This is a genomic window from Fodinicurvata halophila, assembly GCF_042651425.1.
Classification (GTDB): Bacteria; Pseudomonadota; Alphaproteobacteria; order Kiloniellales; family DSM-21159; genus Fodinicurvata; species Fodinicurvata halophila.
Map to the genome: position 1 here is coordinate 277,462 of NZ_JBHSCW010000003.1, position 25,914 is coordinate 303,375.

General features: G+C 60.3%; 17 protein-coding genes. 9 read left to right on the plus strand and 8 right to left on the minus strand.

Translation table 11 applies throughout. The features are described 5' to 3' along the window. Positions 1 to 172: 172 nt before the first annotated feature. Both ACFOW6_RS06130 and ACFOW6_RS06135 read left to right on the plus strand, forming a co-directional pair. Positions 173 to 2,419, plus strand: coding sequence for an ATP-dependent helicase (locus tag ACFOW6_RS06130; RefSeq protein WP_382421460.1), 2,247 nt, complete (start codon positions 173 to 175; stop codon positions 2,417 to 2,419). A 54-nt stretch (positions 2,420 to 2,473) separates the two neighbouring features. Next, on the plus strand, positions 2,474 to 3,349 hold the full coding sequence (locus ACFOW6_RS06135) for a 50S ribosomal protein L11 methyltransferase (RefSeq protein ID WP_382421461.1): 876 nt from the start codon (positions 2,474 to 2,476) through the stop codon (positions 3,347 to 3,349). A gap of 1 nt (position 3,350) precedes the next feature. Here the strand turns inward: ACFOW6_RS06135 and ACFOW6_RS06140 are convergent, their stop codons facing one another. Both ACFOW6_RS06140 and ACFOW6_RS06145 read right to left on the minus strand, forming a co-directional pair. Continuing rightward, positions 3,351 to 4,535 carry a GNAT family N-acetyltransferase gene (locus ACFOW6_RS06140; RefSeq protein ID WP_382421462.1) on the minus strand — a complete coding sequence of 395 codons (1,185 nt, stop codon included), beginning with the start codon at positions 4,533 to 4,535 and terminating at the stop codon, positions 3,351 to 3,353. A gap of 94 nt (positions 4,536 to 4,629) precedes the next feature. Beyond that, the gene (locus ACFOW6_RS06145; RefSeq protein WP_382421463.1) at positions 4,630 to 5,640 is read right to left on the minus strand and encodes a 4-hydroxyproline epimerase; all 1,011 of its coding nucleotides are present in this window, start codon (positions 5,638 to 5,640) and stop codon (positions 4,630 to 4,632) included. An 81-nt stretch (positions 5,641 to 5,721) separates the two neighbouring features. Between ACFOW6_RS06145 and ACFOW6_RS06150 the strand changes: the two genes are divergently transcribed. From ACFOW6_RS06150 to ACFOW6_RS06170, 5 genes are all read left to right on the plus strand, one after another. Then, complete coding sequence (locus tag ACFOW6_RS06150) at positions 5,722 to 6,561, plus strand: N-formylglutamate amidohydrolase (protein WP_382421464.1); 840 nt, start codon at positions 5,722 to 5,724, stop codon at positions 6,559 to 6,561. After that, the gene (locus ACFOW6_RS06155) at positions 6,558 to 7,691 is read left to right on the plus strand and encodes a carboxylate-amine ligase (protein ID WP_382421465.1); all 1,134 of its coding nucleotides are present in this window, start codon (positions 6,558 to 6,560) and stop codon (positions 7,689 to 7,691) included. The genes ACFOW6_RS06150 and ACFOW6_RS06155 overlap by 4 nt, the downstream gene beginning before the upstream one ends. A gap of 94 nt (positions 7,692 to 7,785) precedes the next feature. Then, positions 7,786 to 8,094, plus strand: a complete 309-nt coding sequence (locus ACFOW6_RS06160) for a DUF1244 domain-containing protein (RefSeq protein WP_382421466.1) — start codon at positions 7,786 to 7,788, stop codon at positions 8,092 to 8,094. 137 nt (positions 8,095 to 8,231) lie between these two features. Continuing rightward, a complete protein-coding gene (locus tag ACFOW6_RS06165; RefSeq protein WP_382421467.1) occupies positions 8,232 to 8,480 on the plus strand; it encodes a DUF2312 domain-containing protein in 249 nt (82 codons plus the stop codon). A 349-nt stretch (positions 8,481 to 8,829) separates the two neighbouring features. Beyond that, the gene (locus tag ACFOW6_RS06170; RefSeq protein WP_382421468.1) at positions 8,830 to 10,440 is read left to right on the plus strand and encodes a BCCT family transporter; all 1,611 of its coding nucleotides are present in this window, start codon (positions 8,830 to 8,832) and stop codon (positions 10,438 to 10,440) included. Positions 10,441 to 10,531: 91 nt separating this feature from the next. Here ACFOW6_RS06170 and ACFOW6_RS06175 read toward each other — a convergent pair whose 3' ends face one another. Beyond that, positions 10,532 to 14,035, minus strand: a complete 3,504-nt coding sequence (locus ACFOW6_RS06175) for an indolepyruvate ferredoxin oxidoreductase family protein (RefSeq protein WP_382421469.1) — start codon at positions 14,033 to 14,035, stop codon at positions 10,532 to 10,534. Positions 14,036 to 14,291: 256 nt separating this feature from the next. Next, complete coding sequence (locus tag ACFOW6_RS06180) at positions 14,292 to 16,058, minus strand: AMP-dependent synthetase/ligase (protein ID WP_382421470.1); 1,767 nt, start codon at positions 16,056 to 16,058, stop codon at positions 14,292 to 14,294. Between the two features lie 159 nt (positions 16,059 to 16,217). On the opposite strand from ACFOW6_RS06180, the gene ACFOW6_RS06185 reads away from it, so the two are divergent. Next, positions 16,218 to 18,038, plus strand: a complete 1,821-nt coding sequence (locus tag ACFOW6_RS06185; protein ID WP_382421471.1) for a M3 family oligoendopeptidase — start codon at positions 16,218 to 16,220, stop codon at positions 18,036 to 18,038. Between the two features lie 39 nt (positions 18,039 to 18,077). Further along, the gene (locus tag ACFOW6_RS06190) at positions 18,078 to 19,460 is read left to right on the plus strand and encodes an ABC1 kinase family protein (protein ID WP_382421472.1); all 1,383 of its coding nucleotides are present in this window, start codon (positions 18,078 to 18,080) and stop codon (positions 19,458 to 19,460) included. Positions 19,461 to 19,467: 7 nt separating this feature from the next. Here ACFOW6_RS06190 and ACFOW6_RS06195 read toward each other — a convergent pair whose 3' ends face one another. The 4 genes from ACFOW6_RS06195 to ACFOW6_RS06210 all read right to left on the minus strand — a co-directional run bounded on the left by ACFOW6_RS06195 (position 19,468) and on the right by ACFOW6_RS06210 (position 25,844). Beyond that, complete coding sequence (locus ACFOW6_RS06195) at positions 19,468 to 20,457, minus strand: DUF4434 domain-containing protein (RefSeq protein WP_382421473.1); 990 nt, start codon at positions 20,455 to 20,457, stop codon at positions 19,468 to 19,470. Then, a complete protein-coding gene (locus tag ACFOW6_RS06200; protein ID WP_382421474.1) occupies positions 20,457 to 23,900 on the minus strand; it encodes an NfrA family protein in 3,444 nt (1,147 codons plus the stop codon). The genes ACFOW6_RS06195 and ACFOW6_RS06200 overlap by 1 nt, the downstream gene beginning before the upstream one ends. Beyond that, complete coding sequence (locus tag ACFOW6_RS06205; RefSeq protein WP_382421475.1) at positions 23,897 to 25,360, minus strand: glycosyltransferase; 1,464 nt, start codon at positions 25,358 to 25,360, stop codon at positions 23,897 to 23,899. Before ACFOW6_RS06205 ends, ACFOW6_RS06200 begins: the two co-directional genes overlap by 4 nt. A 283-nt stretch (positions 25,361 to 25,643) precedes the next feature. Further along, positions 25,644 to 25,844: a DUF2905 domain-containing protein gene (locus ACFOW6_RS06210; protein WP_382421476.1), complete on the minus strand. Its 201-nt coding sequence runs from the start codon at positions 25,842 to 25,844 to the stop codon at positions 25,644 to 25,646. Positions 25,845 to 25,914: the final 70 nt, after the last annotated feature.

The following is a 25,914-nucleotide window of genomic DNA, read 5'->3' on the forward strand; positions in this document are numbered from 1 at the left end:
TTCCCGTGAACCTGCTGCCCGTGAAATAGATGACCGGAGCCAACCTTCCGGTCAATACGGCAGCAAAGAGCCGGGCGATGGTTCAGGGGCTCTCTGCGACTCCGCCTGGAAAAGGCTATAAGGAAACATGCCGGTATCCTCGTCCACCTCCACGCCGCCTGCAGCGGCCTCTATGCCTCCTGCATTCTCCGAGGGCCTCAACGAAGCCCAGCGCAATGCAGTGGAACAGCTCGAGGGTCCCGTGCTGATGCTGGCCGGGGCGGGAACGGGAAAGACGAAGGCCCTGACCACGCGGCTGGCGCATCTGCTCTACAGCGGCAGGGCGGCACCCGGTCAGCTATTGGCGGTCACCTTCACCAACAAGGCGGCCCGCGAAATGAAGGAACGCGTGGCCGAATTGCTGGGACGCCCATCGGTGGAGGGCTGGTGGCTGGGAACCTTCCATGCCCTGGCCGCGCGTATCCTGCGGCGCGAGGCGGAAGCCGTCGGCCTGAAATCGAATTTCACCATCCTAGACAGCGATGACCAGTTGCGGCTGCTCAAGCAGGTGATGCAGGCGGAGAATATCGACGAGAAGGCCTGGCCGCCGCGAGCGCTGATGTCGATTATCGAACGCTGGAAGGATCGCGCTCTTACACCCGACCGGGTGTCCTCGGAGGACAGCAGCGAGTTCGCGGGCGGGCGGGCCCCGACGCTCTATGCGCTCTACCAGCGGCGCCTGAAGGAATTGAACGCCTGTGACTTTGGGGACCTGCTGATGCATTGCGTGAGCCTGTTCCAGAACAACGAGGAGGTGCTGCGCCGCTACCAGGAGCAGTTCCGCTACCTGCTGGTCGATGAGTACCAGGACACCAACATTGCCCAGTATCTCTGGCTGCGACTGCTGGCCCAGAAGCACAGGAACATCTGCTGCGTGGGCGACGACGACCAGTCGATCTATGGCTGGCGAGGTGCCGAGGTGGGGAACATCCTGCGCTTCGAGCAGGACTTTCCGGGTGCCCATATCGTACGCCTGGAGCGAAACTATCGCTCCACACCCAACATTCTGGGCGCAGCCTCGGGTCTGATCTCGCATAATGCCGGCCGTTTGGGGAAGACGCTCTGGACAGATGGCGACCAGGGCGAGCCGGTGCGCGTGCGCGGTCTTTGGGACGGCGAAGCCGAGGCCCGTTTCGTGGGCGACGAGATCGAGGCCCTGCAGACCAAGGGCCACGCTCTGTCGGAAATCGCCATTCTGGTGCGCACGGGCGCGCAGACCCGAGAGTTCGAAGAGCGTTTTGTCACTCTCGGCCTTCCGTACCGAGTGGTCGGTGGGCCGCGTTTCTATGAGCGCATGGAGATTCGCGATGCGCTTGCCTATCTGCGCTTGCTGGTCTCCATGGACAACGACCTGGCGTTTGAGCGCATCTGCAACAAGCCGAAGCGCGGGCTGGGGGAAGCAGCACTGAAGACCCTGCATGAAGTGGCGCGTGCCGGAGGATTGTCCCTTTTCGATGCTGCTCGGCGGCTGACGGAAACAGACGAACTGCGTCCCCAGGCCCGTCGGGCGCTCAAGAGTTTCATCGGCCTCTTCGACAAGTGGCGCGACGACATGCTGCAGATGCCGCATCCGGAACTGGCGGAAACCGTCCTGGAGGAGTCCGGCTATACCGATATGTGGCGCCAGGACAAGTCCATCGAGGCGCCCGGGCGCCTGGAGAACCTGAAGGAACTGATCGATGCCCTGGCGGAGTTCGAAACCCTCGCCGGCTTCCTGGAGCACGTCAGCCTGGTGATGGACAACCTGGAGGACACCTCCCAGGATCAGGTTTCGGTCATGACACTGCACGCCGCGAAAGGCTTGGAGTTCGAGACCGTTTTCCTGCCGGGGTGGGAGGAAGGCCTGTTTCCCAACCAACGGGCGCTTGATGAACAGGCGCTCAAGGGATTGGAGGAGGAGCGTCGCCTGGCCTATGTGGGCCTGACGCGGGCCAAGGTGCGCGCGATCGTCAGTTTCGCTGCCAATCGTCGCCTCTACGGATCCTGGGCCGCGGCCATTCCATCACGTTTCATCGACGAGCTTCCCGAGGAGCACAAGGTTCAGGAAAGCGACCAGGGGCTCTACGGTGCCTCCGCCCAGGCTTGGGGTGGTGGGCGTTTCGGTGGCTTCGACGACTGGGGCGAGACCCGGGTGTCGCCCGGAATGATGCGGGCGCGGGAGCGTGCCTCCGACAAGGTGATCGACGTGCAAGCCCAGTCTGTCGAGAAGCTCTCGCCGAATACGGCGGGCTATGCTCCGAAGGCACGTGTTTTCCATCGCAAGTTCGGCTATGGCACGGTGGACATGGTGGATGGCGACCGCCTGACCATCCGCTTCGATCATGGCGGCGAGAAGAAGGTCATGGCCTCTTTCGTCGTACCGGCCGATGAGGCGGACTGAAAACGCCTCGCTTGCGTGCAATTCCCGGATCAACAGAAGATCACCCAGCAGCCCATGACCCAGCCAATTTACTGCCTAACCTTTTCCGTACCGTCGCAGGCGGTTCCGGTTTTCGAGAACGCCCTGGAAGGGTTGGGAGCGGCAATTGCCGTGGGCGGTCCTGACCGGCACGAGAACACGCCGCTGCAGGTCTATCTGGGCGCGGATCCCGGTGAAACAGAGCTTTTCGGACGAATGGCGGCTGCTGCATTGGGATGCGGCATTCCCATGCCCGATTATCACTACGAGATCATGCCCGAAACCGACTGGGTGGCGGAGAGCCAGGCGGCCCTGCCACCCTTGCAGGCAGGACGTTTCTATGTCCATGGCAGTCATGTCCAGGAGCGTCCCGCCGCCGGTGCGATTCCGCTGCTGGTGGACGCAAACATTGCCTTCGGTACAGGGCGGCACGAGACGACGCGGGGATGCCTGCTGGCCCTGTGCGATCTTGCCAAGCGCGGCCGCAAGAAGCGCGTGCTCGATATGGGATGCGGCTCCGGCATTCTGGCAATGGGTGCGGCCTATCTCTGGCCGAAAGCCGGAATCCTGGCTGCGGACAACGATCCCGGCTCGGTCCGGGTGGCGCGCGAGAACGCCAGGCTCAATCGGGTTTCCCGGCGCATCCGGACCTACCTGAGCCAGGGATACGCCCATCGCGCAATCAAGGCCGAGGGGCCCTATGATCTGGTGGTCGCCAACATTCTGGCAGCCCCCCTTTGCTGCATGGCCACCGACACCGCCCGCCATACGGCACCGGGCGGGCACGTCATTCTGTCCGGCCTGCTCTGGCATCAGGAACGCTGGGTGCGTCAACGCCACCGCACGGCGGGGCTCGCGCTGGAAGCGCGCTACAGGCTCGGCGACTGGACCACCCTGCTGCTGCGCGCCTGAATCAGGACTGCCTGTCCGGGATCGGGGAATTTTCCCTGCGGTAGGGGCTTTCCTCCTGCAGGTGATCGATCGTGTGACGGACCATTTCACGCTCGCGTTTCAGGTAGCTTTCAACGGCTTCGCGCAGAGCCGGGTCGCGTATCAGATGGGCGCTGTAGGTTTCCACGGGCAAGTAGCCGCGCTGGATCTTGTGCTCGCCCTGGGCACCGGCTTCCACGCGCGACAGGCCGTGAGAGATCGCATAGTCGATGGCCTGGTAGTAACAGGCTTCGAAATGAAGGAAACGGAAATCCGCCGCGCATCCCCAGTTACGGCCGTACAGGCATTCATCGTCGCGCAGGTTCAAGGCGCCGGCCACGGGCTGGTCATCATGATAGGCCAGGATCAGAACGATCCGGTCGGCCAGTTTCTCGGACAGGTGCAGGAAGAACTCCAGTGACAGGTAGGGCTGTCCCCACTTGCGATCGGTGGTGTCCATGTAGAAGCGATAAAAGGCTTCCCAATGAGTGGTATGCAGCTCTTCGCCGCTGAGCGCGCGCAAGGTGATCCCACTCTCGCGCACACGGGCGCGTTCCTTGCGAATGTTCTTGCGCTTGCGAGAGGAGAGGGTGGCCAGGAAGTCGTCGAAATCCGCATAGCCATGATTGTACCAGTGGTACTGTTGCCCCGTGCGGGCCAGAAAGCCGGCCTCGGTGAGCGCATCCCATTCGTTGCGGGTCGGGAAGGTCACATGCAGTGAGGAGACACCCGTCTGCTCCGCAACGGAGGAAAGAGCAGAGATCAGCAGGCGTTGTGCATGTTGCGGATGCTCTGCCGTTCCAGTGAGAAGACGCGGTCCCGTGACAGGCGTAAAGGGCACGCCGCACTGGAGTTTGGGATAGTACTGGCCGCCCGCGCGCTCATAGGCGTCGGCCCATCCCCAGTCGAAGACGTATTCGCCGAACGAATGGTTCTTCAGATAAAGAGGGACGGCTCCGTGAAGGTGTCCATCCTCGTCGGACAGCAGGATATGAAAGGGCTGCCAACCGGTCTCGGCCGAGACGCAGCCGCTTTCCTCGAGTGCCGAAAGGAACGCATGTGTCAGGAAGGGGTTGCCGGTGCCGGCGCAGGCGTCCCAATCGGCAGCGGGAATATCGGAGAGACTGTGCGTGACCCTGGCGTGGAAGCTGCTGTCGCTCTCGGACATGTCCGTCGCATTTCCTGTCGGTTTGGGAAAGCCATCTGCAAGCACAGAAGACTGGAACGATAATCCATCCTCGGCAAGGGCGCCCTTGTCCGGTTCAGGCCAACTGGAAGCCGTGCACGTAGGGATCCCGTTCGTCGAGGAAGATCGTGTTCAGGCCTGTCATGCAAGCCCAGCCTTCGATGGAGGGCACAATGGCAGGGAGCCCCGCGATCTCGGTCGCCTCCTCGACGCGGCCGCGAAAAAGGCTGCCAATGATGCTCTCGTGCACGAACTCGTCGTCCGGCTTCAGCTGCCCGCGCGCGGCGAGCTGGGCCATACGGGCCGAGGTGCCGGTGCCGCAAGGACTGCGGTCGATGGCCCGGTCGCCATAGAAGACGGCATTGCGGGCATGCGCGCCTTCCGCTCGAGGCTCGCCGGTCCAGAGTATGTGACTGACTCCGCGAATCGTGGGGTCTTCCGGATGTACCACCTCCACAATCTCGTTCAGCTTGCGGCGCAAAAGTGGCGAGATCTGCAGGATCTGTGCAGGCGTGAATTCCTCCAGCCCGGAATAATTCCTCTGCGGTTCGACGATGGCGTAGAAGTTACCGCCGTAGGCGATGTCGACCCGCAGAGGTCCCAGCTCCGGGCACTCCACCTGCTGCTCGGCCACGGCCAGGTAGCTCTTCACATTACGGATACGCACCGCCTCGATACGGCCTGTACTGTCCGTCTTGTACTCGGCATCCACGCGGCCGGCTGGTACATCCAGTTTCAACAGACCGGCTTCAGAGGGCTGTACCAGGCCGCGTTCCAGGGCAAAGGTCACGGTGCCGATGGTTCCGTGGCCGCACATTGGCAGGCAGCCGCTGGTCTCGATGAAAAGGATGCCGATGTCGCAATCTTCCCGCGTTGGCGGCATCAGTATGGAACCGGACATCATGTCGTGTCCGCGCGGTTCGAACATGAGCGCCGTGCGGATCCAGTCATAACGTTTCAGGAAATCCTGGCGGCGCGCACTCATGCTCTCACCGGCCAGAAGCGGGGCCCCGCCGGCAACCAGGCGCACTGGATTGCCGCAGGTGTGGCCGTCCACGCAGAAGAAAGTGTTGGGCTTTATCTCCATGGCGAGATTTAGTCTTATGCAGGTTCCGGGGTCAATCGATGCTGACGCGACATGATCACTTTTCAGGACAATGGCAAGAGAATGGAACAGGACGCAGCCCAATCACCCGTGCACGAGCTGTTCAGAGGACACGCACATCCACCGCGGGCGGTGGACAGGGAGGCTGTGGGCGAACCTCCTCCTTTTGAATTTCTCTGTCTTTCCGGCGCCTCGCCGGTGCTGATCTTCTGTGATCACGCGTCCCGCCATATCCCTGAATCCTATGCTGGGCTGGGTCTGGACGGGTCCGCTCTGGCCCGACACATTGCCTGGGACATAGGCGTGGCCGATGTGGCGCCGTTTCTGGCGCGCATGCTGGATGCACCGACTTTGCTGGCCGGATTCTCCCGCCTGGTTATAGATCCGAACCGACACCTCGAGTCGCAAGGTTCCATACCCGAGATCAGCGACGAAACGCCGGTTCCCGGCAACCGCAATCTTGGCAAAGAATGCCGGCAGCAGCGTGTGGATGCTTTCTTCAAGCCCTATCACGCAGCTGTGGCCCGGATGATCGAGGCACAGTTGGCGAAGGGCGTGCGGCCGCTGCTGGTCTTCCTGCACAGCTTCACACCGATCATGGAGGGGGTTCGCCGTCCCTGGCAGATTGGCGTGTTGTGGAACGAAGACGAACGCCTGGCACGGCCGGTGATCGAGGGCTTTCGTGCCCAAGGGTGCACGGTCGGTGAGAACGAGCCCTATTCCGGAGCCTCGCCGGAAGACTACAGCCTGCACAAGCATGGGGAGGGGCGCGGTCTTGCGCCGGTACTCCTGGAGGTCAGGCAGGACCTGATCGATACTCGCAATGGGGCCGAGCAGTGGGCTCGTATCATAGCTGCGGTGCTGAACCCCTTGGTGGCCCAGGCGGATCGTTTGCAGACATGACGGGCGAGCCGAGCTTCACCCTGGGAATCGAGGAGGAATACCTTCTCGTCGATCCCGATACGCGGAACCTGGCCGTGGATCCGCCAGCCGAATTGCTTGCGACCTGCGAGAAACGTCTGGGCAGTCGGGTCAGTCCGGAATTCCTGAAGTCGCAGATCGAGGTGGGCACCACCACCTGTCGCAACCTGAAGCAGGCTGCAGAGGAATTGCGGGAATTGCGGGCCACGGTGAGCGAGGTGGCGGGGACCCACGGCCTGGCGGTGATTGCCGCCTCGACGCATCCCTTTGCCGCCTGGGAGGCCCAGAAGCATACCGACAAGGAACGCTACAACCTGTTGCGACGGGACATGGAGGCAGTGGCTCGCCGCCTGGTGATCTGTGGCATGCATGTGCACGTGGGTCTGGATGACGACGACCTACGCATGGACCTGATGGGGCAGGTGGCCTATTTCCTGCCGCACCTGCTCAGCCTTTCGACCTCCTCGCCATTCTGGCGCGGGGAGAATACCGGCCTGAAATCCTATCGCATGGCGGTCTTCGACGAGCTGCCGCGCACCGGCCTGCCTGTCAGCTTCGAGTCCTGGGGAGAGTACGAGCGCCATCTGAAGGTCCTGATCCAGGCCGGAGTGATCGACGACGCCAGCAAGATCTGGTGGGACCTTCGCCCTTCTGCGCGCTTTCCAACCCTGGAACTGCGGATTCCCGATATCTGTACCCGTCTGCAGGATGGGCTCGCCATTGCCGGTCTCTACCAGTCCCTGCTGCGCATGCTCTGGCGCCTCAAACGGCGCAACCAGCGTTGGCGACGCTATTCCACCATGCTGGTCCAGGAAAACCGCTGGCGCGCCCAGCGCTATGGAGTCGATGAAGGTCTGGTGGATTTTGGGCGCGGTGAGATCGTGCCTTATGCCGACCTGCTGGAGGAGATATTTGAATTGGTACAGGAGGATGCAGAAGCCCTGGAGTGCTGGGATGAGGTGCAGGAAGCCAGGGAGATTCTGCAGCGCGGCACCAGTTCTCATCGGCAGTTGGCAGTCTATCAGGAAGAACTGGACAAGGGACGCAGTTCAGAGGCGGCTCTGCAAGAGGTGGTCGATTTTCTGATCCGCGAGACCTCAGCCGGCCTGTGAGGGCTTGAAACCCCGAGCCTGACAGGTTTCATAGGACTCATCGACACATTCTCGGAGACGGATGTCTCCCGGCAAGAGCTGATTGGAGGCGAAGATGAAACCCGATCTTGATCCCCAGACCCGCACAGAGCTGGAGGCGGCAGCCTTCCGCAAGCTGCTGGCGCATCTTGATGAGCGCAAGGACGTGCAGAACATCGACCTGATGAACCTAGCCGGGTTCTGCCGCAACTGCCTGTCACGCTGGTACCAGGAGTCCGCGCAGGAAAAGGGCATCGACCTGGACAAGGAAACGGCCAGGGAGATCGTCTATGGCATGCCCTACAGCGAGTGGAAGGAAAAGTACCAGAAAGAGGCAACCGACGAGCAGAACAAGCAATTCCAGGCCGGAGGGGGCAGACACTGAGTTTTCCTGAAGCCGTTTCGTTCCTATTCCATTGCCCGAGGGCAGGCGAAGGGATAGGTTCGCGGCCGTCCGGCCTGGAGAAGCAGGCCACGCACGTCTTTGAACACATACACACCATCATTTCGGGAGCTTGGGACATGAGCGATGTCGGCGGTGTTGCGGCGGATCGTCTGAAATCCTTCATCGAGAGGATCGAGCGGCTGGAAGAAGAGAAAGCCGGTCTCACCAGCGATATTCGTGAAGTCTATTCGGAAGCCAAGGCAGCCGGCTTCGACACCAAGATCATGCGCCAGGTCGTGCGCCTGCGCAAAATGGACCAGTCGGACCGTGAAGAGCAGGAAACAGTTCTCGAAGTCTATAAACAGGCTCTGGGCATGTCAGAATAGCCCAGAATGCAACGTCCGGGCTGAATCATTGGATATCACAGTCCAACGGACTTTCGGCGCCTGGCCCTGTCATGACAACTGGAACGGGGCGGGCGGCGGCTGAGATGGTCGGAAACGGCACCGACAGCCCACAGGTGTGAACACCGTTCACCGGGCCACTACCATGCTCCTCGGACTATTTCGTGCTTTTTCTGTAAAGATATGAGAGGACTCCGGAGTGGCCCTTGGGCTTCCCTTCCTTGCTGATCATTATAACTCAGTCTGATCGTGGGCATGGGGGGCATGCCAGTCACTCCCTGCTATCAGGCAGGGATGGCTCATACGAAACAATCAAGGCAGGGGAAAGCAGATGATTGCAAAAAGCGGTCCCTTGAAGGGACTGAATCCGACGGTTGCCATCTGGTCCAAGTTCATTGTCTTTGCACTGGTGGTGTTTGCCGCCGTCTGGACGGAAACGGCCGGAGGAGTTTTTCAGGCAATACAGGACGCCATTCTGCTCGCCCTGAAGTGGTATTATCTCGCAGTTGTCGCAGGCTTCCTGTTCTTCACGATCTATTTGCTGTTCAGCCGGTTCGGCAACATACGGTTGGGTGACGATCACGATCGCCCGGAGTTCAGTTATTTCTCATGGTTCTCCATGCTGTTCGGGGCCGGCATGGGCATCGGGCTGGTCTTCTGGTCCATTGCCGAGCCGATCTATCATTTCCAGGCCAATCCCTTCATCGGCGAAGGTACAAACATAGACCCGATGTCGCCTGATGCAGCTCAGACAGCCATGCGTCTGACATTCTATCACTGGGGCCTGCATCCCTGGGCAATCTACGTGATCGTGGCGCTGACGCTGTCGTATTTTGCCTATCGCCGAAAGCTTCCGCTGACCATCCGCTCGGCGCTCTATCCCTTGATCGGAGAACGTATCTACGGCCCGATCGGACATGCCGCTGACATCCTTGCCGTCTTCGGTACGGTCTTCGGGGTCGCCACGTCCCTTGGCCTAGGGGTGCAGCAGATTGCGACCGGCATGTACGAACTGACGGGCATGCAGTTCTTCGTGACCCAGACGGACAGCGGGCAGGCCCCAAGCATTCTGGCCATGATGGTGCTGATTGCCGTTATTTCCGCCATTGCCACACTTTCTGTGATGTCCGGGGTCGGAAAGGGGGTCAAGATCCTCTCGGAGCTTAACCTCTGGCTGTCCATCGGCATTCTCGTATTCCTGTTCGCCTTCGGTCCCACGCGCTATATCCTGAATTCCTACATTCAGAATGTCGGGGACTACGTCGGACATGTGATCCCCCTCAGCCTCTGGTCGAATGCGCATCAGGACGAGGGCTGGCAGGACGGCTGGACCGCCTTCTACTGGGGTTGGTGGATCGCCTGGGCGCCTTTCGTGGGCATGTTCATCGCACGCATTTCCCGGGGGCGCACCATTCGCGAGTTCATCCTGGGTGTGCTGCTCGTCCCGACCGTCCTGGCCTTCATCTGGCTGACGATCTTTGGGAACACGGCAATTTATCTGCAGCTTTTCGAGAATGCCGGTATCGTCACGGCCGTGAACGAGGACGTGACGCTTGCGCTTTATTCAACGCTCGACGCGCTTGACCTCGGCTTCCTCACGACCATTGCGGCCACGGTGGTAACCCTCCTGATCGCGACCTACTTCATCACCTCTTCGGACTCCGGGACGTTGGTGGTGAACACGCTGCTCTCCATGGGCAATCCGGAGCCGCCAATGGTACATCGCGTAATCTGGGGCCTCAGTGAAGGCGCGGTGGCTGCCGTCCTGCTGGCTGCAGGGGGGCTGTCTGCCCTGCAGACGGCTTCCATCACGGCTGCCCTGCCATTCTCGGTCATTATGATCTTCATGGTCATCGGCCTGATGCGGGCCTTGCGCGAAGAAGTGCCGGGCCCCGGCTATGCGGGCAGAGGGCGTACGGTCAAGGGCGCTCTGAAAGAGTGATGACCCAGCGCTCCGGGTCGTGTGGAAAAGGGCGGTGTCTTGGCACCGCCCTTTTCCATTCATGTCCGTTTCATCTCTATAGGATCTGACGTCATTCCGCGGCGGACAGGACCGGATTGGGCGCCAGGAAACGCTCCATCAACTCGGCCTCCTGCTTGCGGGCGCGTTCGATGTTTTCTTCCTTGATGTGGCCATAGCCGCGAATCTGGTCGGGCAGACTGGCAATCTCCACGGCGAGTGAGTGATTGTCCCGGTCGAGGTTTTCGCAGAGCCGCTCGGCCGTTGCGAAGTAGTCTTCGATCAGCTGGCGTTCGTGGCAGCGTTCCCTGGTATAGCCGAAGGGGTCAAAGACAGTACCACGCAAGCCTTTCATCTTGGCCAAAACCCGAAATATGCCGAGAACCCAAGGGCCATATTCCTTCTTGCGCAGATGACCGCTTTGCGGGTCACGCGGGGCCATCAGGGGCGGAGCCAGGTGAATACTGAGCTTGTAGTCGCCCTGGAACTGTTCTTCCAGGCGCCGCCGGAAATCCGGATGACTGTAAAGTCGTGCGACCTCGTACTCGTCCTTGTAGGCCATCAGCTTGAAGGCGTAGTGGGCGACGGCTGTCGCCAGCTCTTCGTGTCCGGGAACATTGTCCGCTTCCGTGCGGCGGACTCGCTCCACAAGATCCCGATAGCGCTGGGCATAGGCGTCGTTCTGGTAGTCCTTCAGGAAGGCTGCCCGCCGTTCGATCAACTCGGCCAGGGTCTGCGGATGATCCACGGAGGGCTTGTCCTCGCGCGGGGTGATGGTCTTCTCGACCTCGGCAGGGTTGTGAGCGGTCCGGCGTCCCCAGAGAAAGGACTGCTTGTTGAAGTCTACCGCTACGGCGTTCAGTTCGATGGCCTGTTCGATGGACCTTTGCTGTAAGGGAATCAGCCCCTTCTGCCAAGCATATCCCAACATGAAGAGGTTGCTGGCGATCGAATCTCCGAGCAGCGTTGTGGCAATGTGGGAGGCGTCGACGAAATCCACGGCCTCCTCGCCGAAAACGTCGCGCAGGACACGGGCAATATCCTGAGAAGGGAAGCGGTAGCTCGTGGAGTCCAGGGCGAAGTCGCCGGTGACCGTCTCGTGGCTGTTGATGACCGCCCGGCTATGGCCCTTGCGGACCTTGGAAAGCGTATCCTGACCGGCTGCAACGACATTGTCGCAGCCGAGGATGAGATTGGCATTGCCGGTCGAGATGCGCACGGCATGCAGCTCTTCCGGCGTTTGCGCGATGCGCACATGGCTGAGAACCGCGCCACCCTTCTGGGCGAGACCGGCCATGTCCAGGAGACTCGCACCCTTGCCCTCGATATGGGCTGCCATGCCGAGCAGTGCGGATATCGTCACCACACCGGTTCCGCCAATCCCCGTCACGAGAATGTTGTAGGGGGCTTCCAGATCCGGCAGCTCGGGGTCCGGCAGAACCTCCTGCAGTTTCTGCTTTGACGGATCGACCTGGGCGCTCTGGCCCTTGCGCAGCTGGCCGCCATGCACAGTCACGAAGCTGGGGCAGAAGCCCTTCAGGCAGGAGAAGTCCTTGTTGCAGGAGGACTGGTCGATCGTACGCTTGGTGCCAAACTCCGTTTCCTTGGGCTGGACGGAGACGCAGTTGGACTGCACCGAGCAATCGCCGCAGCCTTCGCAGACCATTTCGTTGATGAAAACGCGTTTCTGCGGATCGGGGAAAGTGCCGCGCTTGCGGCGGCGGCGCTTCTCCGCGGCACAGGTCTGGTCATACAGCAGGACCGTAACCCCTGGAACGTCGCGCAGCTCGCGCTGGATGCGGTCCAACTCGTCCCGATGTTCCACCGTGACGCCGGGAGCCCACTTCGTGCCCAGCGGATACTTTTCGGGTTCGTCGCTGACCACGACGGTCTTCTGGACACCTTCGCCATGAAGCTGGCGCGTGATCATGGCGGGGTCCAGTGGGCCGTCCACCGGCTGTCCGCCGGTCATGGCAACAGCATCGTTGTAGAGCAGCTTGTAAGTGATGTTCACACCGGCGGCCACAGCCTGGCGGATGGCCAGCGTTCCCGAATGATAGTATGTCCCGTCGCCGAGATTGGCGAAGACATGACCTGTTTGCGTAAAGGGCGCTTGGCCGACCCAGGTTACCCCTTCGCCCCCCATGTGCGTGTAGGTGCTGGTGTTCCGATCCATCCACTGGACCATGTAGTGGCAGCCGATTCCCGCCATCGCACGGCTGCCCTCGGGGACCTTGGTGGAGGTGTTGTGCGGGCATCCGGAACAGTAATAGGGCAGCCGCTGGATCGGTGCCTTCTCGCTGAAAAGGGACGCATCCAGCTGCTCGAGGAACGCGACGTGGCTTTCAATGTCGCTGGTGGTGATGTCATGCCGGTTCAGGAGGGCGGCAATGGCGCGCGCAACCTGGGCCGGGCTCAACTCGCCATAGGCGGGCAGGATGGGAGAGGCCGGCTCATCCGGGTAATCACGGTTGAACTTTCCGATAATGCGCGGGCGATGGGCGGTGTGCCAGTTGTAGAGCTGTTCCTTGACCTGATTCTCGACGAAGGCGCGCTTTTCCTCGACCACAAGGACCTCGTCGAGGCCTTCGCAGAAGTTGCGGACACCTTGCGGGTCGAGTGGCCAGGACATACCCACCTTGTAGAGCGAAAGGCCCATCTCGTGGGCCAGTTTCTCGTCGATTCCCAGGTCGTCCAGGGCCTGACGCACATCCAGGTAGGCCTTGCCTGTGGCGATGATGCCCACCCTTCGTTTCGGAGAATCCAGAACGACACGGTTCAGGTTGTTGGCACGGGCGAAGGCCAGTGCCGCGTAGAGCTTGTAACGATGATGGCGTTCTTCCTGCGTCAGGACCGGGTCGGGCCAACGGATGTTCAGGCCATCCTCGGGCATGTCGAAGTCCGTCGGCTCCACGATCTGGATGCGATGGGGGTCGACGCTGCAGGAGGCACTGGTATCGACGGTTTCCGTGACTGCCTTGAAGCCGATCCAACACCCGGAATAGCGGCTCATGGCCCAGCCGTAGAGCCCAAAGTCGAGAAATTCCTGGATCCCGGCCGGATTCAGGAGCGGGATCGCAAGATCCAGGAAGGTCAATTCGCATTGATGGGCAGTGGTGGAGGACTTCGCACCGTGATCGTCGCCAGCGACCACGAGGACGCCTCCATGCCGGTCACTGCCGGCGTAGTTGCCGTGGCGCAGAGGATCACTGCTGCGGTCGACGCCCGGGCCCTTCCCGTACCACATGGCGAAGACACCGTCGTAGTTCGCATCGCCATAGAGCGTGCTCTGCTGGCTGCCCCAGACAGCCGTCGCCGCCAGATCCTCGTTAACACCGGGCTGGAAATGGATGTGGTTTTCCTTGAGGAAGCCGCGCGCCTTCCAGAGCTGCTGGTCCAGTCCCCCCAGAGGCGATCCCCGATAGCCGGAAATGAAGCAGGCCGTGTTCAGCTGATTGGCCAGATCGCGCTGGCGCTGCATCATGGGCAGGCGTACGAGCGCCTGCGTGCCGGTCAGGAAGATCCGGCCGCTTTCAAGCCTGTACTTGTCGTCTAGTCGAACAGACGCCTCGGGCATTATGTACCTTCCCTGGTCCTTCGAGGGTGAAGGAGGCTGGCCGTTTCTCCGGCCTTGGCATTGAGGGTCGCTTCCACAGCGGCACCATCCGTCAGAGCGTAATGCCGCTCGATTCCGCTGTCGATAGATCACGCAACGAGCGGGAAAAAAAGCAATTCAAGCGGGTCGAGCCGGTGATGGCTCGAAAGGAAGTTGCTCTTGAAGGGCAGATTGAGGTGACTGGATTACCGGAGGATTTCAGGCGTTCGGACGTGGTTCAATAGAGTGACTCCAAGGACTTGCCGTACTGCTCGAGAATGACGTGCCGCCTGATCTTCATGGTCGGCGTCAGCATGTCGTTGTCGACGGTAAAGGGGGTGGTCGTAATGGTGAACCGCCGGACCTTTTCCACCACCGACAGGCCCTGATTAACGCGGTTCACGGCCTCCCGGACAGCTTGTGCCATGGCCTCTTGTCCTGCTTCCTCCGGATCGTTCTGCCGACTTTTCAGCCACTCGGTGTCCGGTACGACCAGCGCCACCAGGTGAGGGCGCTTGTCGCCATAGACCATGGATTGCGCGATTTCCGGCTGCAGGTTGAGGAGAGTCTCGATCCGGCTGGGCGAGATATTATCGCCGCCGGAGAGCACGATGATATCCTTCTTCCGGTCGGTAATGCGGATATAACCGTCGTCATCGATCGCGCCGATGTCCCCGGTGTGAAGCCAGCCCTCCCGGATCGTCTCCTGCGTCTCGTCCGGGCGGTTCCAGTAGCCCTGCATGATCAATTCACCGCGCACGAGGATTTCTCCATCCTCGGCAGTACGGACCTCAACCCCTTTGAGGGGCGGGCCCACGGTGTCCATCTTGATGCGGTGCGGCCGATTGACCGAAACGACAGGGGAGGCCTCCGTCTGTCCGTAGCCCTGCAGGATCGGCAGGCCCAGCGCATGGAAGAAAAGGCCCAGGTCGGTGTTCAGGGCGGCGCCGCCCGAGACCATCCCCTTGAGATGACCTCCGAACCGATCCCGAATGCTCCTGCGCACCGTCCTTTCGGCCAGAAGATCGAGGGGACGATCCCAGAGGGGCAGTTTTTCCCCATTGTGGTATTTCTTGCGACCAAGCCTTTCGGCCTGTCGGAACAGGTATTTCCTGAGCCGTCCTTCCTTCTCCACCCTGCGATTGATGCGTTGATAGAGCATTTCATAGAGGCGGGGAACCGCGGTCATGATGGTTGGCTGGCATTCGGAGATATTTGTCAGCAAGGATTCCACCGCTTCGGCATAATAGATTTCCGCCCCGATGGTCATGGCGAAGATCTGGCCCACCGTGTGTTCGTAGGAATGGGACAGCGGCAGGAAGGAAAGGAATCTTTCCCGGCCTAAGCCGAATTCTGACAGAAGGTCATAGGCGCCCACGCAATTGGCCAGGATATTCCCGTGGCTCAGCATGACGCCTTTCGGGGCACCGCCTGTTCCGGAGGTGTAGATGAAACAGGCGGTATCGTCACGCCGGAGCTGTTCGAGGGTCGTCTGGGGAAAGGACGAGGCCTGTTGGTGCTCCTGTAGCAACGTGTCCCATTGATGAAGTTCTTCCGGGGCATCGGCCTGGGGAACCTCGAATGGTTCCATGGCTATTACAAGACGACAGCCGTTGGTTCGCACGGCAGCTTTCACGAGAGGTTTTGCCAATGTCTCCGTCGAGACGATGGCAATCCCGGCTCCACTGTCCTTCAGGATGTATTCGTGATCCTCGCTCGTATTGGTTATATAGGCGGGTACGGTGATTCCCCCGCACGCCATGACGGCAAAATCGGCAATGAACCATTCCGGTCGGTTTTCGGAGACAAGCAGGACACGCTCGCCCTTTTTCAGGCCCAGATGGCTGAGCGCGCTGGCAAGGGCCATGACCTGGTGGCGCACTTTGTCCCACGACCAGGGCTGATATGCTCCGTTCGTCTTGGCCCAAAGAAAGGGGCGCTCACCCATCTCGTCGGCCTTGTCAAAAAAGGCGCTCGGCAGGCTTGCTACCTTGCTGTAATCCATCTCCTACCCCGGCGTTATCCTTGATTTCTGTCGTCTCTTTTGCGGACAGGCATAGCACAGAGTCCGGAAATGATCTGTAGGGCTATTGGTGCAAGGGGCCCCGAAGGCTATATGGCGTAGCAAGGATCAGACAGTTTCAAGGCAGGAAAAACAAAGTTCATGGACGACGCGCAGAATTCATCCGTTGAAAACCAGGATCTGGGGCAGTTGCCGGTCTGGAACCTGGACGACCTCTATCCCGGCAAGGACAGCGCAGAACTGAAGCGAGATCTTGCTGATGCCAGCGAGAAGGCACGCAATTTCGAAGCCGATCATGCCGGGCGACTTGCCAACCTGAGCGGCGATCAGCTGGGCAGTGCGATCGAGACCTATGAAGAGGTCCAGGAAATGCTGGGCCGCATCATGAGCTATGCCCAACTGGTGTATGCCGCAGACATGGCGGACGGCGAGAACCGCCGTTTCTATCAATCGATGCAGGAGCAGGCGACGGATATCTCCAGTCATCTGCTCTTCTTCGAATTGGAGCTGAATCGTCTGGCGGAGTCCCAGCTTCAATCCATGCTCGAGTCCTCCGAACGGTTGGCCAGGTATGCGCCCTGGCTGCGGGATTTGCGCGCCTACCAGCCGTATCAGCTGAGCGACGATGTCGAGCGCACGCTGCACGAAAAGCATGTAACCGGGCGTGCCGCCTGGACACGGCTGTTCGACGAGACCTTTGCCGACCTGCGCTTCGACCTGGACGGCAAGGCCCTGACCAGCACGGAGATCCTCGACAAGCTGAGTTCTCCGGACCGGGCGCTTCGTGAACGGGCGGCGCGGGCCTTCGCGGCCGGACTGAAGGCGAACGAGCGCAGCTTCGCGCTGATCACCAACACATTGGCCAAGGACAAGCAGATCGAGGACCAGTGGCGCGGTTTCGCGCGCCCCGTCTCTTCGCGCAACCTGGCCAACTTCGTCGAGGACGAGGTGGTGGACGCCTTGGTTTCCGCGGTTACGGAGAGCTTCCCGCGCTTGTCCCATCGCTACTATGCCATGAAGGCGAAGTGGCTGGGCCTGGACAAGCTTGCTTTCTGGGACCGCAACGCGCCGCTGCCGGAAAACGACGAGCGAATCATTCCCTGGGAGGAAGCCCAGGACACCGTCCTGAATGCCTATGCCGCCTTTTCGGACGATCTGGCCAAGGTGGGCGAGCGCTTCTTCGAACAGGACTGGATCGATGCGCCGGCCCGCCACGGCAAGGCCCCGGGGGCCTTTGCACACCCCACGGTACCGGCGGCCCACCCCTACCTGTTACTGAACTACCAAGGGCATGTCCGGGATGTCATGACCCTGGCCCACGAACTCGGTCATGGCGTGCATCAGGTGTTGGCCGGGCCGCAGGGACCGCTCATGGCCGATACGCCGCTGACTCTGGCGGAAACGGCCAGTGTGTTCGGGGAGATGCTGACCTTCCGTTCGCTGCTGGCGTCCACTCAGGATCCGGCCAAGCGCAAGGCCATGCTGGCCTCCAAGGTGGAGGACATGTTGAACACCGTTGTGCGCCAGATCGCCTTCCACAACTTCGAAACCCGGGTCCACGACCGGAGACGTGAAGGAGAGCTGTCACAGCAGGATCTGGCCGACATCTGGATGGAGACGCAGAGGGAGGCCCTGGGGCCCGCCTTCGACCTGGACGAGGACTATCGGATCTACTGGTCCTACATCCCGCACTTCATTCATACGCCCTTCTATGTCTATGCCTATGCCTTCGGCGACTGCCTGGTGAATTCACTCTATGCCGTTTATCAGCAGGCCGATGAAGGTTTCGCGGATAAGTACCTGGACATGCTGCGTGCCGGGGGCACCAAGCGGCATCGGGAGCTCTTGGCGCCGTTCGGCCTGGATGCCTCCGACCCGACCTTCTGGCAGAAGGGCCTGTCTGTCATCGAAGGCATGATCGACGAACTGGAAAGCCTTGATGGCCAGTCTGCGGCGCAATGACCTTCCTTACCGGAACCTCGTGACAAGAGGCAGGACTTCATGACAGATGGCGAGAACGACAAGTCCTTCGAGGACGAGGATCCACGGTTTTCCCGCCGCTGGCGCCGCTATGCTCAGGTCGGCGGGGAGGTCGGCATGCTGGCCGCCCAGTTGGCGGGTGCACGCGTCTTCAAGCGTCCGCTGGATCGCCAGCAACATTCCGAGGGGCTGCGGACCGCTCTGGGCGGCCTGAAAGGGCCGCTGATGAAGGCCGCGCAGATCCTGGCCACCATCCCGGAGGCCCTGCCGCGCGAGTATGCCGAGGAGTTGCGGCAGCTGCAGTCGCATGCGCCGCCGATGGGCTGGCCCTTCGTGCGTCGACGCATGCGCACCGAACTGGGGTCGGGCTGGCAGAAGCGCTTCGACAGCTTCGAGAAGGAGGCCGCGGCGGCCGCCTCGCTGGGGCAGGTACACCGGGCCGAGAAGAACGGGCAAAAGCTTGCCTGCAAATTGCAGTACCCGGACATGGCCTCGGCCGTGGAGGCCGACGTTGAGCAGCTGAAATGGGCCTTCCGCGTCTATCGCCAGTACGACAAGGCGATCGACACCTCGGACATCTACCACGAACTGACCGCCCGCCTGCGCGAGGAACTGGATTACGAGCGCGAGGCCAAGCACATGGAACTCTATCGTCGCATGCTGGCGGAGGAAAAGACCGTCCATGTGCCGGAACCGATCCTCGACCTGACGACACGGCGCCTGCTGACCATGACCTGGCTGGAGGGGCATTCCCTCATCGATTTCATCGACAGGTATGCCGATCAGGAGCTGCGCAACCAGGTTGCCCACAACATGTTCCGGGCCTGGTACACGCCCTTCTATTACTACGGGGTGATTCACGGCGATCCGCACTTGGGCAATTACACCGTCCGTGACGACGGAAGCATCAACCTGCTGGATTTCGGCTGTATCCGTGTTTTCGACGCTTCCTTCGTGAAGGGCGTGATCGACCTCTATCATGCCCTGCACGACGACGACCGGGATCTGGCGATTGCGGCCTACCAGACCTGGGGCTTCAAGGACGTGGCGGAGCGGCCCGACCTGCTGGAGGCGCTGAACATCTGGGCGAAGTTCGTCTACAAGCCGCTGCTCGAGGACAGGAAGCAACCGATCCTGGACGACCCCGGCGGGGCCAAGGGTGCGGAGACCGTGGGGCAGGTACACAAGGAACTGCGCCGGCTCGGCGGCGTGAAGCCGCCGCGGGAATTCGTCCTGATGGATCGGGCGGCCATCGGCCTGGGCTCGGTCTTCATGCGCCTGAAGGCCGAGGTCAACTGGTACCAGTTGTTCCATGAGATCATTCAGGATTTTGATGCCGAAACCCTGGACAAGCGCCAGAAGACGTTGCTGAAGGAGGTGGGGCTGCCGGAGGAGATTCCCTAGGAGCCAATTACTCTGCGCAGCGTTTCCAGGCCTTTCTGTAATCCCTGTAAAGCTTGGCAGCCGCATGGCCCTCATTGGGATTCAGATAGGGGTGGTAGGCAAAGGCAGCGGTTTCCAGTCCCCCCTGGGCAGGAAGACGCATGTTCTGTTTGAGCCGGTCCCACGAGGTGGCCCGGAAGCTCTCCTGCTCGTCGCTTTCCAGAAGTTCCGTGATGACTTTCAGGTTGCCCGCTGCGGCGAAGGGCATTTGTGTCATGCTTTCTAGGTAGAGAGTGACTTCCGTGGGCTCCAGCTTCCCGACGCCGAGCCCGTCTTGGAAATAGAGTTCGTCGATGCCGCTTTGTTCGAGGATTTCTTGCCAGAAGTTGGCCCAGTTGTCGGCTGGCAGGTCACCGTTCGCGAAAGCAGAAATGCTGACGGGATGCGGGGAGTGCCGGCTGATCTGTTGGCGCGCAGTCTTGAGATAGGCAATCAGCTGGGTGCGCTCGGCAGCCCCCCGCCAGTTGATGTCATCGATCTCGTCGGGAAGGTACCATCCTGCGAAGTTGGGATGATGGGCGTAATGCGCCAATCCTTCCAGCAGATGCGCTCGCTCCATCCGGCGTTGCTCGAAATAGACCGCCCGGTGAGCTGTGCTTTTCTCGATGCGCTCCCAGAACGCCGGGTCATACTTGAGGCCGAGGGTCAGCTGGATGTCATGGTTCCGGGCCGCCTTAAATATCCGGTCAAGCAGTTCTCCATAGGATGCTGTTTTCCCTGAATGAAAATCGGTATCGCCATAGCGTGACCATTGAAGAATGAGGCTTTCCAGCCCCAGGGCGCGCCACTCTCCAAGGAGGCGGGTCCATTTGTCCTCGCTCCAGGCTTTCTGGGCGTTCGTAGGCTGAAGGAAACTTTCCTTGAAGAAAGCAGGACAGGCCTGATCACTATCGGCATTTGCCAGGCCCGTGAAAGCGAGCAGGACCAAGGTCAGAAATACCTGTCCCGGCAGTCTCATCAGAACGAGACCTGGAAGTGCAGGGAGACACGCGTGGCAGGCTTGCCCCAGGTCGTGTGGATATCGCGTCCGATCCGCAACAGGGTTTCCGTCTGCCCCAGATAGCCGTTGTAGCGGTCGTGATTGAAACGCCAGCGTGCGGACAGGCCCAGGCCTCCCTCCACCCAGACATCGCCCGTCGTGTCGGGATACAGGATTACGGTTCTGCTGGTTTCGTTCTCCCTGACATCACGTCGCTTGTCCGAACTCTTAATGATCTGTCCGCCGCCCCTGACGTAACCGAAGGGCAGCAACATCAGTCTTCTGCCCGCTTGCCAGGAGAGGCCGGCACGGCCTTCCGAAAAGGCGGAGGTCAGGTCATTGTCCGAAAACAGACGGGCGGCTTCGTTATAGGAATGCCCGTAGAAGCGAAGCCCAGCACCGGGCAGCCGCCAATCATCGCCCAGGCTCTCGGAGAATCCGGCACGTAATAGCCAACCACTGACCGCCTGATCTCCTACAGGCAGGACACGCTCGCCGCTCAGCCAGTAATTGCGATCGGGAAAGGGGTAGGTTCGCATGCCGAGGGCGGCTTGTGAGGTGTCGAGATTACCGGTCGTAAGGCCTGCTTTGTTGCTCCAGTAAACTCGTGCGGTCAACTCGAGAAGGTGCGACCAGCCATGAAAAGCGGTTCCGCCCAGAGGGCGCCAGCCAGCCGAGAACTGTCCATACCCTAAGTCATGGCTTTGTCCGAACGGACTGATCATGCGTTGGCAGGCCGCGCCCTCAGGAAAACAAAGGAAGTTGCTGAAGGTCAGGGAAAAGGGGCGATCAAGCTGCCTGTGCTGTTGCTGGAGGACGGCTTTCGGCGGTTTGTCGGCAGGTTTGGACTCCGGCAGTCGTGCATAGTTCCCTTCGTCCATGGCTTGACGCAGTGCCTGTCCGGCTTTCTGCGTTTCGCCAAGTCTCAGGTAGGTGAAGCCCAGGTTTGCCCGCGCACCCGGAAAGTGCGGATCCTGCTCCAGGGCCCGTTCCAGCAGCTCTGCCGCGTCCGTATCCTTGCCGGTTCTGGACAGAAGATAGGCCTGTTCGACGCGGAAGACTTCGCGTTCGGGGTACCTGGCTTGAGCTTCTTCCAGGAAATGCAAGGCATCACCGTCGTGTCCGGCTCTTTTCAGTTCGCTGGCAAGCGCCAGGTATCGATCTGCAGTGGCTTCCTGCTGCAGTGCATAGTTGAGGTGAACGAGAGCGTAGTCCTGATTGCCAGCCTGCAAGGAATGCTCTGCGTGGAGGTCGTGATAGAGCGCTTTCTCCGCATCTCTCAGGGACGTGCGGTCGACTGTCTCGAGTTCGCTGAGGCTTTCCTGGTGGCGCGCGTCCCTTGCCAGTGAGTTGGCCAATCTAAGCCGCACGCTGGCGGAGTCCCTGAGCTCCAGTGCTGCCGTCCAGTGTTCGATGGCCTTTGCGTGATCATGGCTGCGGGCATGAATGTGGCCCAGGCTCTTCTCGACCAGAAGGCGGCTTCTCCGGGGCAGATCAGGACGATGGTGCAGCTCCTTGAAATAGGCAGCTGCGCGGGCTATCCGTCCTCTCTTGCGCAGGGACAGTGCCAGGGCGAGTCCGGCTTGTGCCAGGCCTTTATCCTGATAGGCGCGATCAAAATGTTCTTCGGCTTCCGCCGTGCGCTGCAGGCTCTTGTATCTGTACCCCAGATCCAGGAGTTCCTCCGCTGACCTCACTCCCTTCAGCGCCTCCAGATAAGAAATGGCCATTTCCGGTTTCTGGTGTTGATCGGCCAGGTCCACAGCTTCGCGGATAAGGGCTTCTTCCTCAGGGTGTTGCCGGACAAAGTTCGTATAGCACGAGAAGGCAGCGTCCAGGTTGTCCAGTTTGGCGTCGGTGCGACAGGCGAGTGCTTGCAAGACAGGCGGGATGTTCCGGGGACGGGTGCTATCCCGGAAAAGCATGTCCAGTGTTCTCCAGTCCTTCGTGCGTTGAGTCGCGCTGACCGCTCTGTGCCAGCTTTCCTTGTTCGGCACGAGTCTATGGGCCTTGAGATATATGACTGCGGCCTTGTCATGTCTGCTGGCACGGGCGAGAGCAGTCGCTTGATCCAGCAACCGGGCCTGCTGGATAGATCTTGTCGGAGCGTTGCCGGCCAGCAAGGCGAAGAGCTCTGCGGCGCGAAGCGGCTCATCGCTCTGTTGCAGGCCATGAGCAATGTCCAGCAGCTGTGTCTGGCCGTCGCGCGATTGGAGCAGGCTTTCGAGCCCGGGTTGTGAAATACGGCGGCTGTCTTCGTTGGACGCCAATCGTGTCAGGCACTTGGAGATATCGGAAGCTGTGTTCCAGCAGTCATGCCTTGCCTGGCGTTCGAGAAGGAGCTGCAGGGCTTGCGAAGAACGTCGACTGGTGGCGAGTGCCCGCACGAACCGGCGGCTATTCTCTGGCGCTGGCAGGATCTGGTGGGCCAGGCCGAAATACGCTGGCGTGACGCGCCTGGCCCCCAGCTTTTCGGACAGGTGTCCGATCATTGTGGCTCTCTGGCTGCGTTCTCTTGGATCAGCGCTGCGAAAACGCTCCAAAGCGACAGCACCTTCGAGCGCAAGAAGGGCTTCCGCAATGCGCCGCTGTCTTTCGAGGATCACAGCGCTCATGAAAAGCGCCTGCCGCGCAAGGCGATCGGGAGTTTCAGGGAGTTGACTGACCTTCATGAACAGCTCGTTGGCGCGCAGCTCCAGGCCAAGAGCCAGATGGCTGTAGGCGGCGATCATGTAGTGGTCATGCGTCAGGGGAGCATATTCAACCAACTTATTGTAGAGAGTGACAATATCTCTGTTCTGATTCTCTTGGCGCAGGAGGTGGAGGAGTTCCTCCAGGCTTTCGAGAAAGGCGCTTTCACTTTGCCAGGCAGCGAGAGCCTGTCGGTACAGGACTGTGGCCTCGTTGGGTCTCCCGATGTCTGCTGTTAGACGGGCTGCCACCCGTGCCGCAGCTCCGAATTCAGGATGGCTTGCCGAAAGCATAAGGGATTTGCGCAGCGCTGCCTGTGTTTGCTTGCGTGCAATCAGGTTCTGGAGATGGTGATAGTTTACAAAGGGATTGTCCGGTGCCTCGAGGACGACTGTCTGCAGAGAATGCACGGAATGCTCGGGTGCGCGGTCCGTGGCAAGTCTTGCGGCTCGGATGCCCTGGTAACGCTGGAGAGTTCTCTTCCAGAAGGATGGTTCCGCGTCCCCGGCGAGCTTCCGCAAGAGCGCCATGTCAGCTGATTCTGTCGCCGGGTGGCGAAGGCGAATTCGTTCGAGATGCGTACCGGTCCATTTGAGATAAGCGCTCTCATGATCTTCCGGAAGCGCCTTTCCGGACTGAGTGAAGAACAGGCTGTAGAGAATGGCGATGCTCAGCACGATCAGGACTATCCTGCCCATCATGCTCAGGCAACTTCCGAGGATGTTCTTCATGAGCCCTTTCCGCGGTCGTCGGGAGGTGGTTCATCGTCATCCAGGTCCGAGGGGTCGGGAAAACTGTGGTCTGTCTTCTCCCAGGCCAGAGGGCGACCCAGGAAGACGGCGGCCCAGAGTTGCCAGTTGGCACGTGCCAGGGCGCAGTAGTTGATGGCCACGCTCCAGAAATAGCGGGGCAGGAGCATGGGCAGGGCCGTCCAGCCATAGAGACGCCAGGTCCAGAAATGACGATGGGCGAGGCGATAGACGAAGAAGCCTATATTGGCGAGCGGCAGCAGCCAGAGCACATGGCCGGGCGGCAAAATTGGATGGGGCGTGAAGGAAAGGTGCGCATGGAGCAGAGGCTGAAGAAGCAGGAACGCCAGGACGGTATAGGAAATCACGGCTGCATGGCCCGAGAAGAGTGTCTTGCGATCCCGCCACAGCAGGTAGCGAAGCCAGGGTGAGCCATGCCAGCCAAGACGTGACCATCCCTGGAACCCGATACCGAGTGTCCAGCGTGTCTTCTGGCGCACCGCTTTGGAAAATCTGTGAGGGAAATATTCGCGCGTCGCCACCAGATCACGGCGAGTTCCAAGGCCGCTTCGCTGCCCATCGTGCACCTGTGGAAAGCAGAAACGAGCACCTATCCGATGAAGCCTGAAGGAGAGATCGTAATCCTCAGTGAGGGCATCGGTGCGAAAGATATCCCCCTTGGTCCGAATCTTCTCCAGAATGCTGGCCGAATAGGCAGTTCCGACGCCGGCTCCCGGAACGAGGCCACTGAAGGCAGCACGCACAAGCAGTTCCTTGCCGTGCATTTCGGCAAATTCGTCCTGGTAGTGCCCGGTGGTCGGGTCGTGCCAGGCTCGTGGCAGGGCCACGACCGGCAACTGAACGACATCGTGCTCGTCCAGGAAATAATTGAACACGCGCAGGGAATGAGAATGCACGACATCCTCAGCATCCTGGAGGATGAGTGCCTCGAAGGGATGGGCTCTAGCCTTGTTCGACTTGTGGATTGCACTAGCGATGTGATTGAGGCAATCGGCCTTGCTGGTGCCTCCGTCGTGCGGCAGGACGACCATCTCGACCCGATCATGAGATTTGGCCAGGGCACTTACGACCCGGATCGTATCCGGGTCATTGGGGTAACAGCCGATAAAGATGCGATAGTTCCGGTAGGCAACGTATTTCAGGAGATGTTCCACTGAGCTCCGGATGACAGCGGCCTCCTTCCAGGCCGGTATCATGATCGCCACGGGTTTTTCGGGCTTGCCGCTCTCCAGCAGCGTTATCAGGTTATGGGTGCCGCAGTTGGAGGTGCTGCGAAGCCCGCACTTGCAGGCGAGTGCCGCCAGGTCGAGGAAGAGATCGTCCAGGGCTGAGATCAGCTGTACGAAGGTGGCGAGAAGAAAGAGAAGCAGTATCGCAGCCTGCACCAGAAAGTAGAGATCATAGCTCAGAAAGGGATCCATGGTGTGGCTCTTGAACAGCTTTTCCGAGAGGGATCTAGGGGGCGCACTTAAAAGGTAAAAACAATTTTAAATGCATATCAACAAAAATCTATAGTTAATGGTTGTGCCCTAAAATATTCTGACCTGAAATGAAAATCATGTGTATCAATCGTCTAATTGATTTTCTTCCGAAGAAATGAGGGGATGGCCACACCAGCATCAAAGCGCATTTCAAGCGAGAGCTGCGCTTATGTAGAGAGGTTTTGGCAAGAGGGTATATCTGCCTTTCAAGGCAGGATTGCCATCAATGATTGATGAACCAGAGAATGATCGAGATCACGATGCTGACGAGCAGGCCGGTCCCGAGCGGGATGTAGAGCGTGAAGTTTTCCCGCTCAATCAGGATATCGCCCGGCAGGTGCCCCAGACCCAGGCGGCTGAGCCAGGGCCACAGAAGTCCCGCGACCAGGATGGTGAGGCCGAGAATGATCAAGGTGCGTGACATGCCGCACTGTCCCTGAGAACTTAGTGGGTGCTTACATCTCTGGGGATATAGGAAACCTGTCGGGCAGGCG

What these genes read in the sequence shown, in the direction of transcription:
- ACFOW6_RS06130 (WP_382421460.1), top strand. Translation starts at nt 173, where the DNA reads ATGCCTCCTGCATTCTCCGAGGGCCTCAACGAAGCCCAGCGCAATGCA.
- ACFOW6_RS06135 (WP_382421461.1), top strand. Translation starts at nt 2,474, where the DNA reads ATGACCCAGCCAATTTACTGCCTAACCTTTTCCGTACCGTCGCAGGCG.
- ACFOW6_RS06140 (WP_382421462.1), bottom strand. Translation starts at nt 4,535, where the DNA reads ATGTCCGAGAGCGACAGCAGCTTCCACGCCAGGGTCACGCACAGTCTC.
- ACFOW6_RS06145 (WP_382421463.1), bottom strand. Translation starts at nt 5,640, where the DNA reads ATGGAGATAAAGCCCAACACTTTCTTCTGCGTGGACGGCCACACCTGC.
- ACFOW6_RS06150 (WP_382421464.1), top strand. Translation starts at nt 5,722, where the DNA reads ATGGAACAGGACGCAGCCCAATCACCCGTGCACGAGCTGTTCAGAGGA.
- ACFOW6_RS06155 (WP_382421465.1), top strand. Translation starts at nt 6,558, where the DNA reads ATGACGGGCGAGCCGAGCTTCACCCTGGGAATCGAGGAGGAATACCTT.
- ACFOW6_RS06160 (WP_382421466.1), top strand. Translation starts at nt 7,786, where the DNA reads ATGAAACCCGATCTTGATCCCCAGACCCGCACAGAGCTGGAGGCGGCA.
- ACFOW6_RS06165 (WP_382421467.1), top strand. Translation starts at nt 8,232, where the DNA reads ATGAGCGATGTCGGCGGTGTTGCGGCGGATCGTCTGAAATCCTTCATC.
- ACFOW6_RS06170 (WP_382421468.1), top strand. Translation starts at nt 8,830, where the DNA reads ATGATTGCAAAAAGCGGTCCCTTGAAGGGACTGAATCCGACGGTTGCC.
- ACFOW6_RS06175 (WP_382421469.1), bottom strand. Translation starts at nt 14,035, where the DNA reads ATGCCCGAGGCGTCTGTTCGACTAGACGACAAGTACAGGCTTGAAAGC.
- ACFOW6_RS06180 (WP_382421470.1), bottom strand. Translation starts at nt 16,058, where the DNA reads ATGGATTACAGCAAGGTAGCAAGCCTGCCGAGCGCCTTTTTTGACAAG.
- ACFOW6_RS06185 (WP_382421471.1), top strand. Translation starts at nt 16,218, where the DNA reads ATGGACGACGCGCAGAATTCATCCGTTGAAAACCAGGATCTGGGGCAG.
- ACFOW6_RS06190 (WP_382421472.1), top strand. Translation starts at nt 18,078, where the DNA reads ATGACAGATGGCGAGAACGACAAGTCCTTCGAGGACGAGGATCCACGG.
- ACFOW6_RS06195 (WP_382421473.1), bottom strand. Translation starts at nt 20,457, where the DNA reads ATGAGACTGCCGGGACAGGTATTTCTGACCTTGGTCCTGCTCGCTTTC.
- ACFOW6_RS06200 (WP_382421474.1), bottom strand. Translation starts at nt 23,900, where the DNA reads ATGAAGAACATCCTCGGAAGTTGCCTGAGCATGATGGGCAGGATAGTC.
- ACFOW6_RS06205 (WP_382421475.1), bottom strand. Translation starts at nt 25,360, where the DNA reads ATGGATCCCTTTCTGAGCTATGATCTCTACTTTCTGGTGCAGGCTGCG.
- ACFOW6_RS06210 (WP_382421476.1), bottom strand. Translation starts at nt 25,844, where the DNA reads ATGTCACGCACCTTGATCATTCTCGGCCTCACCATCCTGGTCGCGGGA.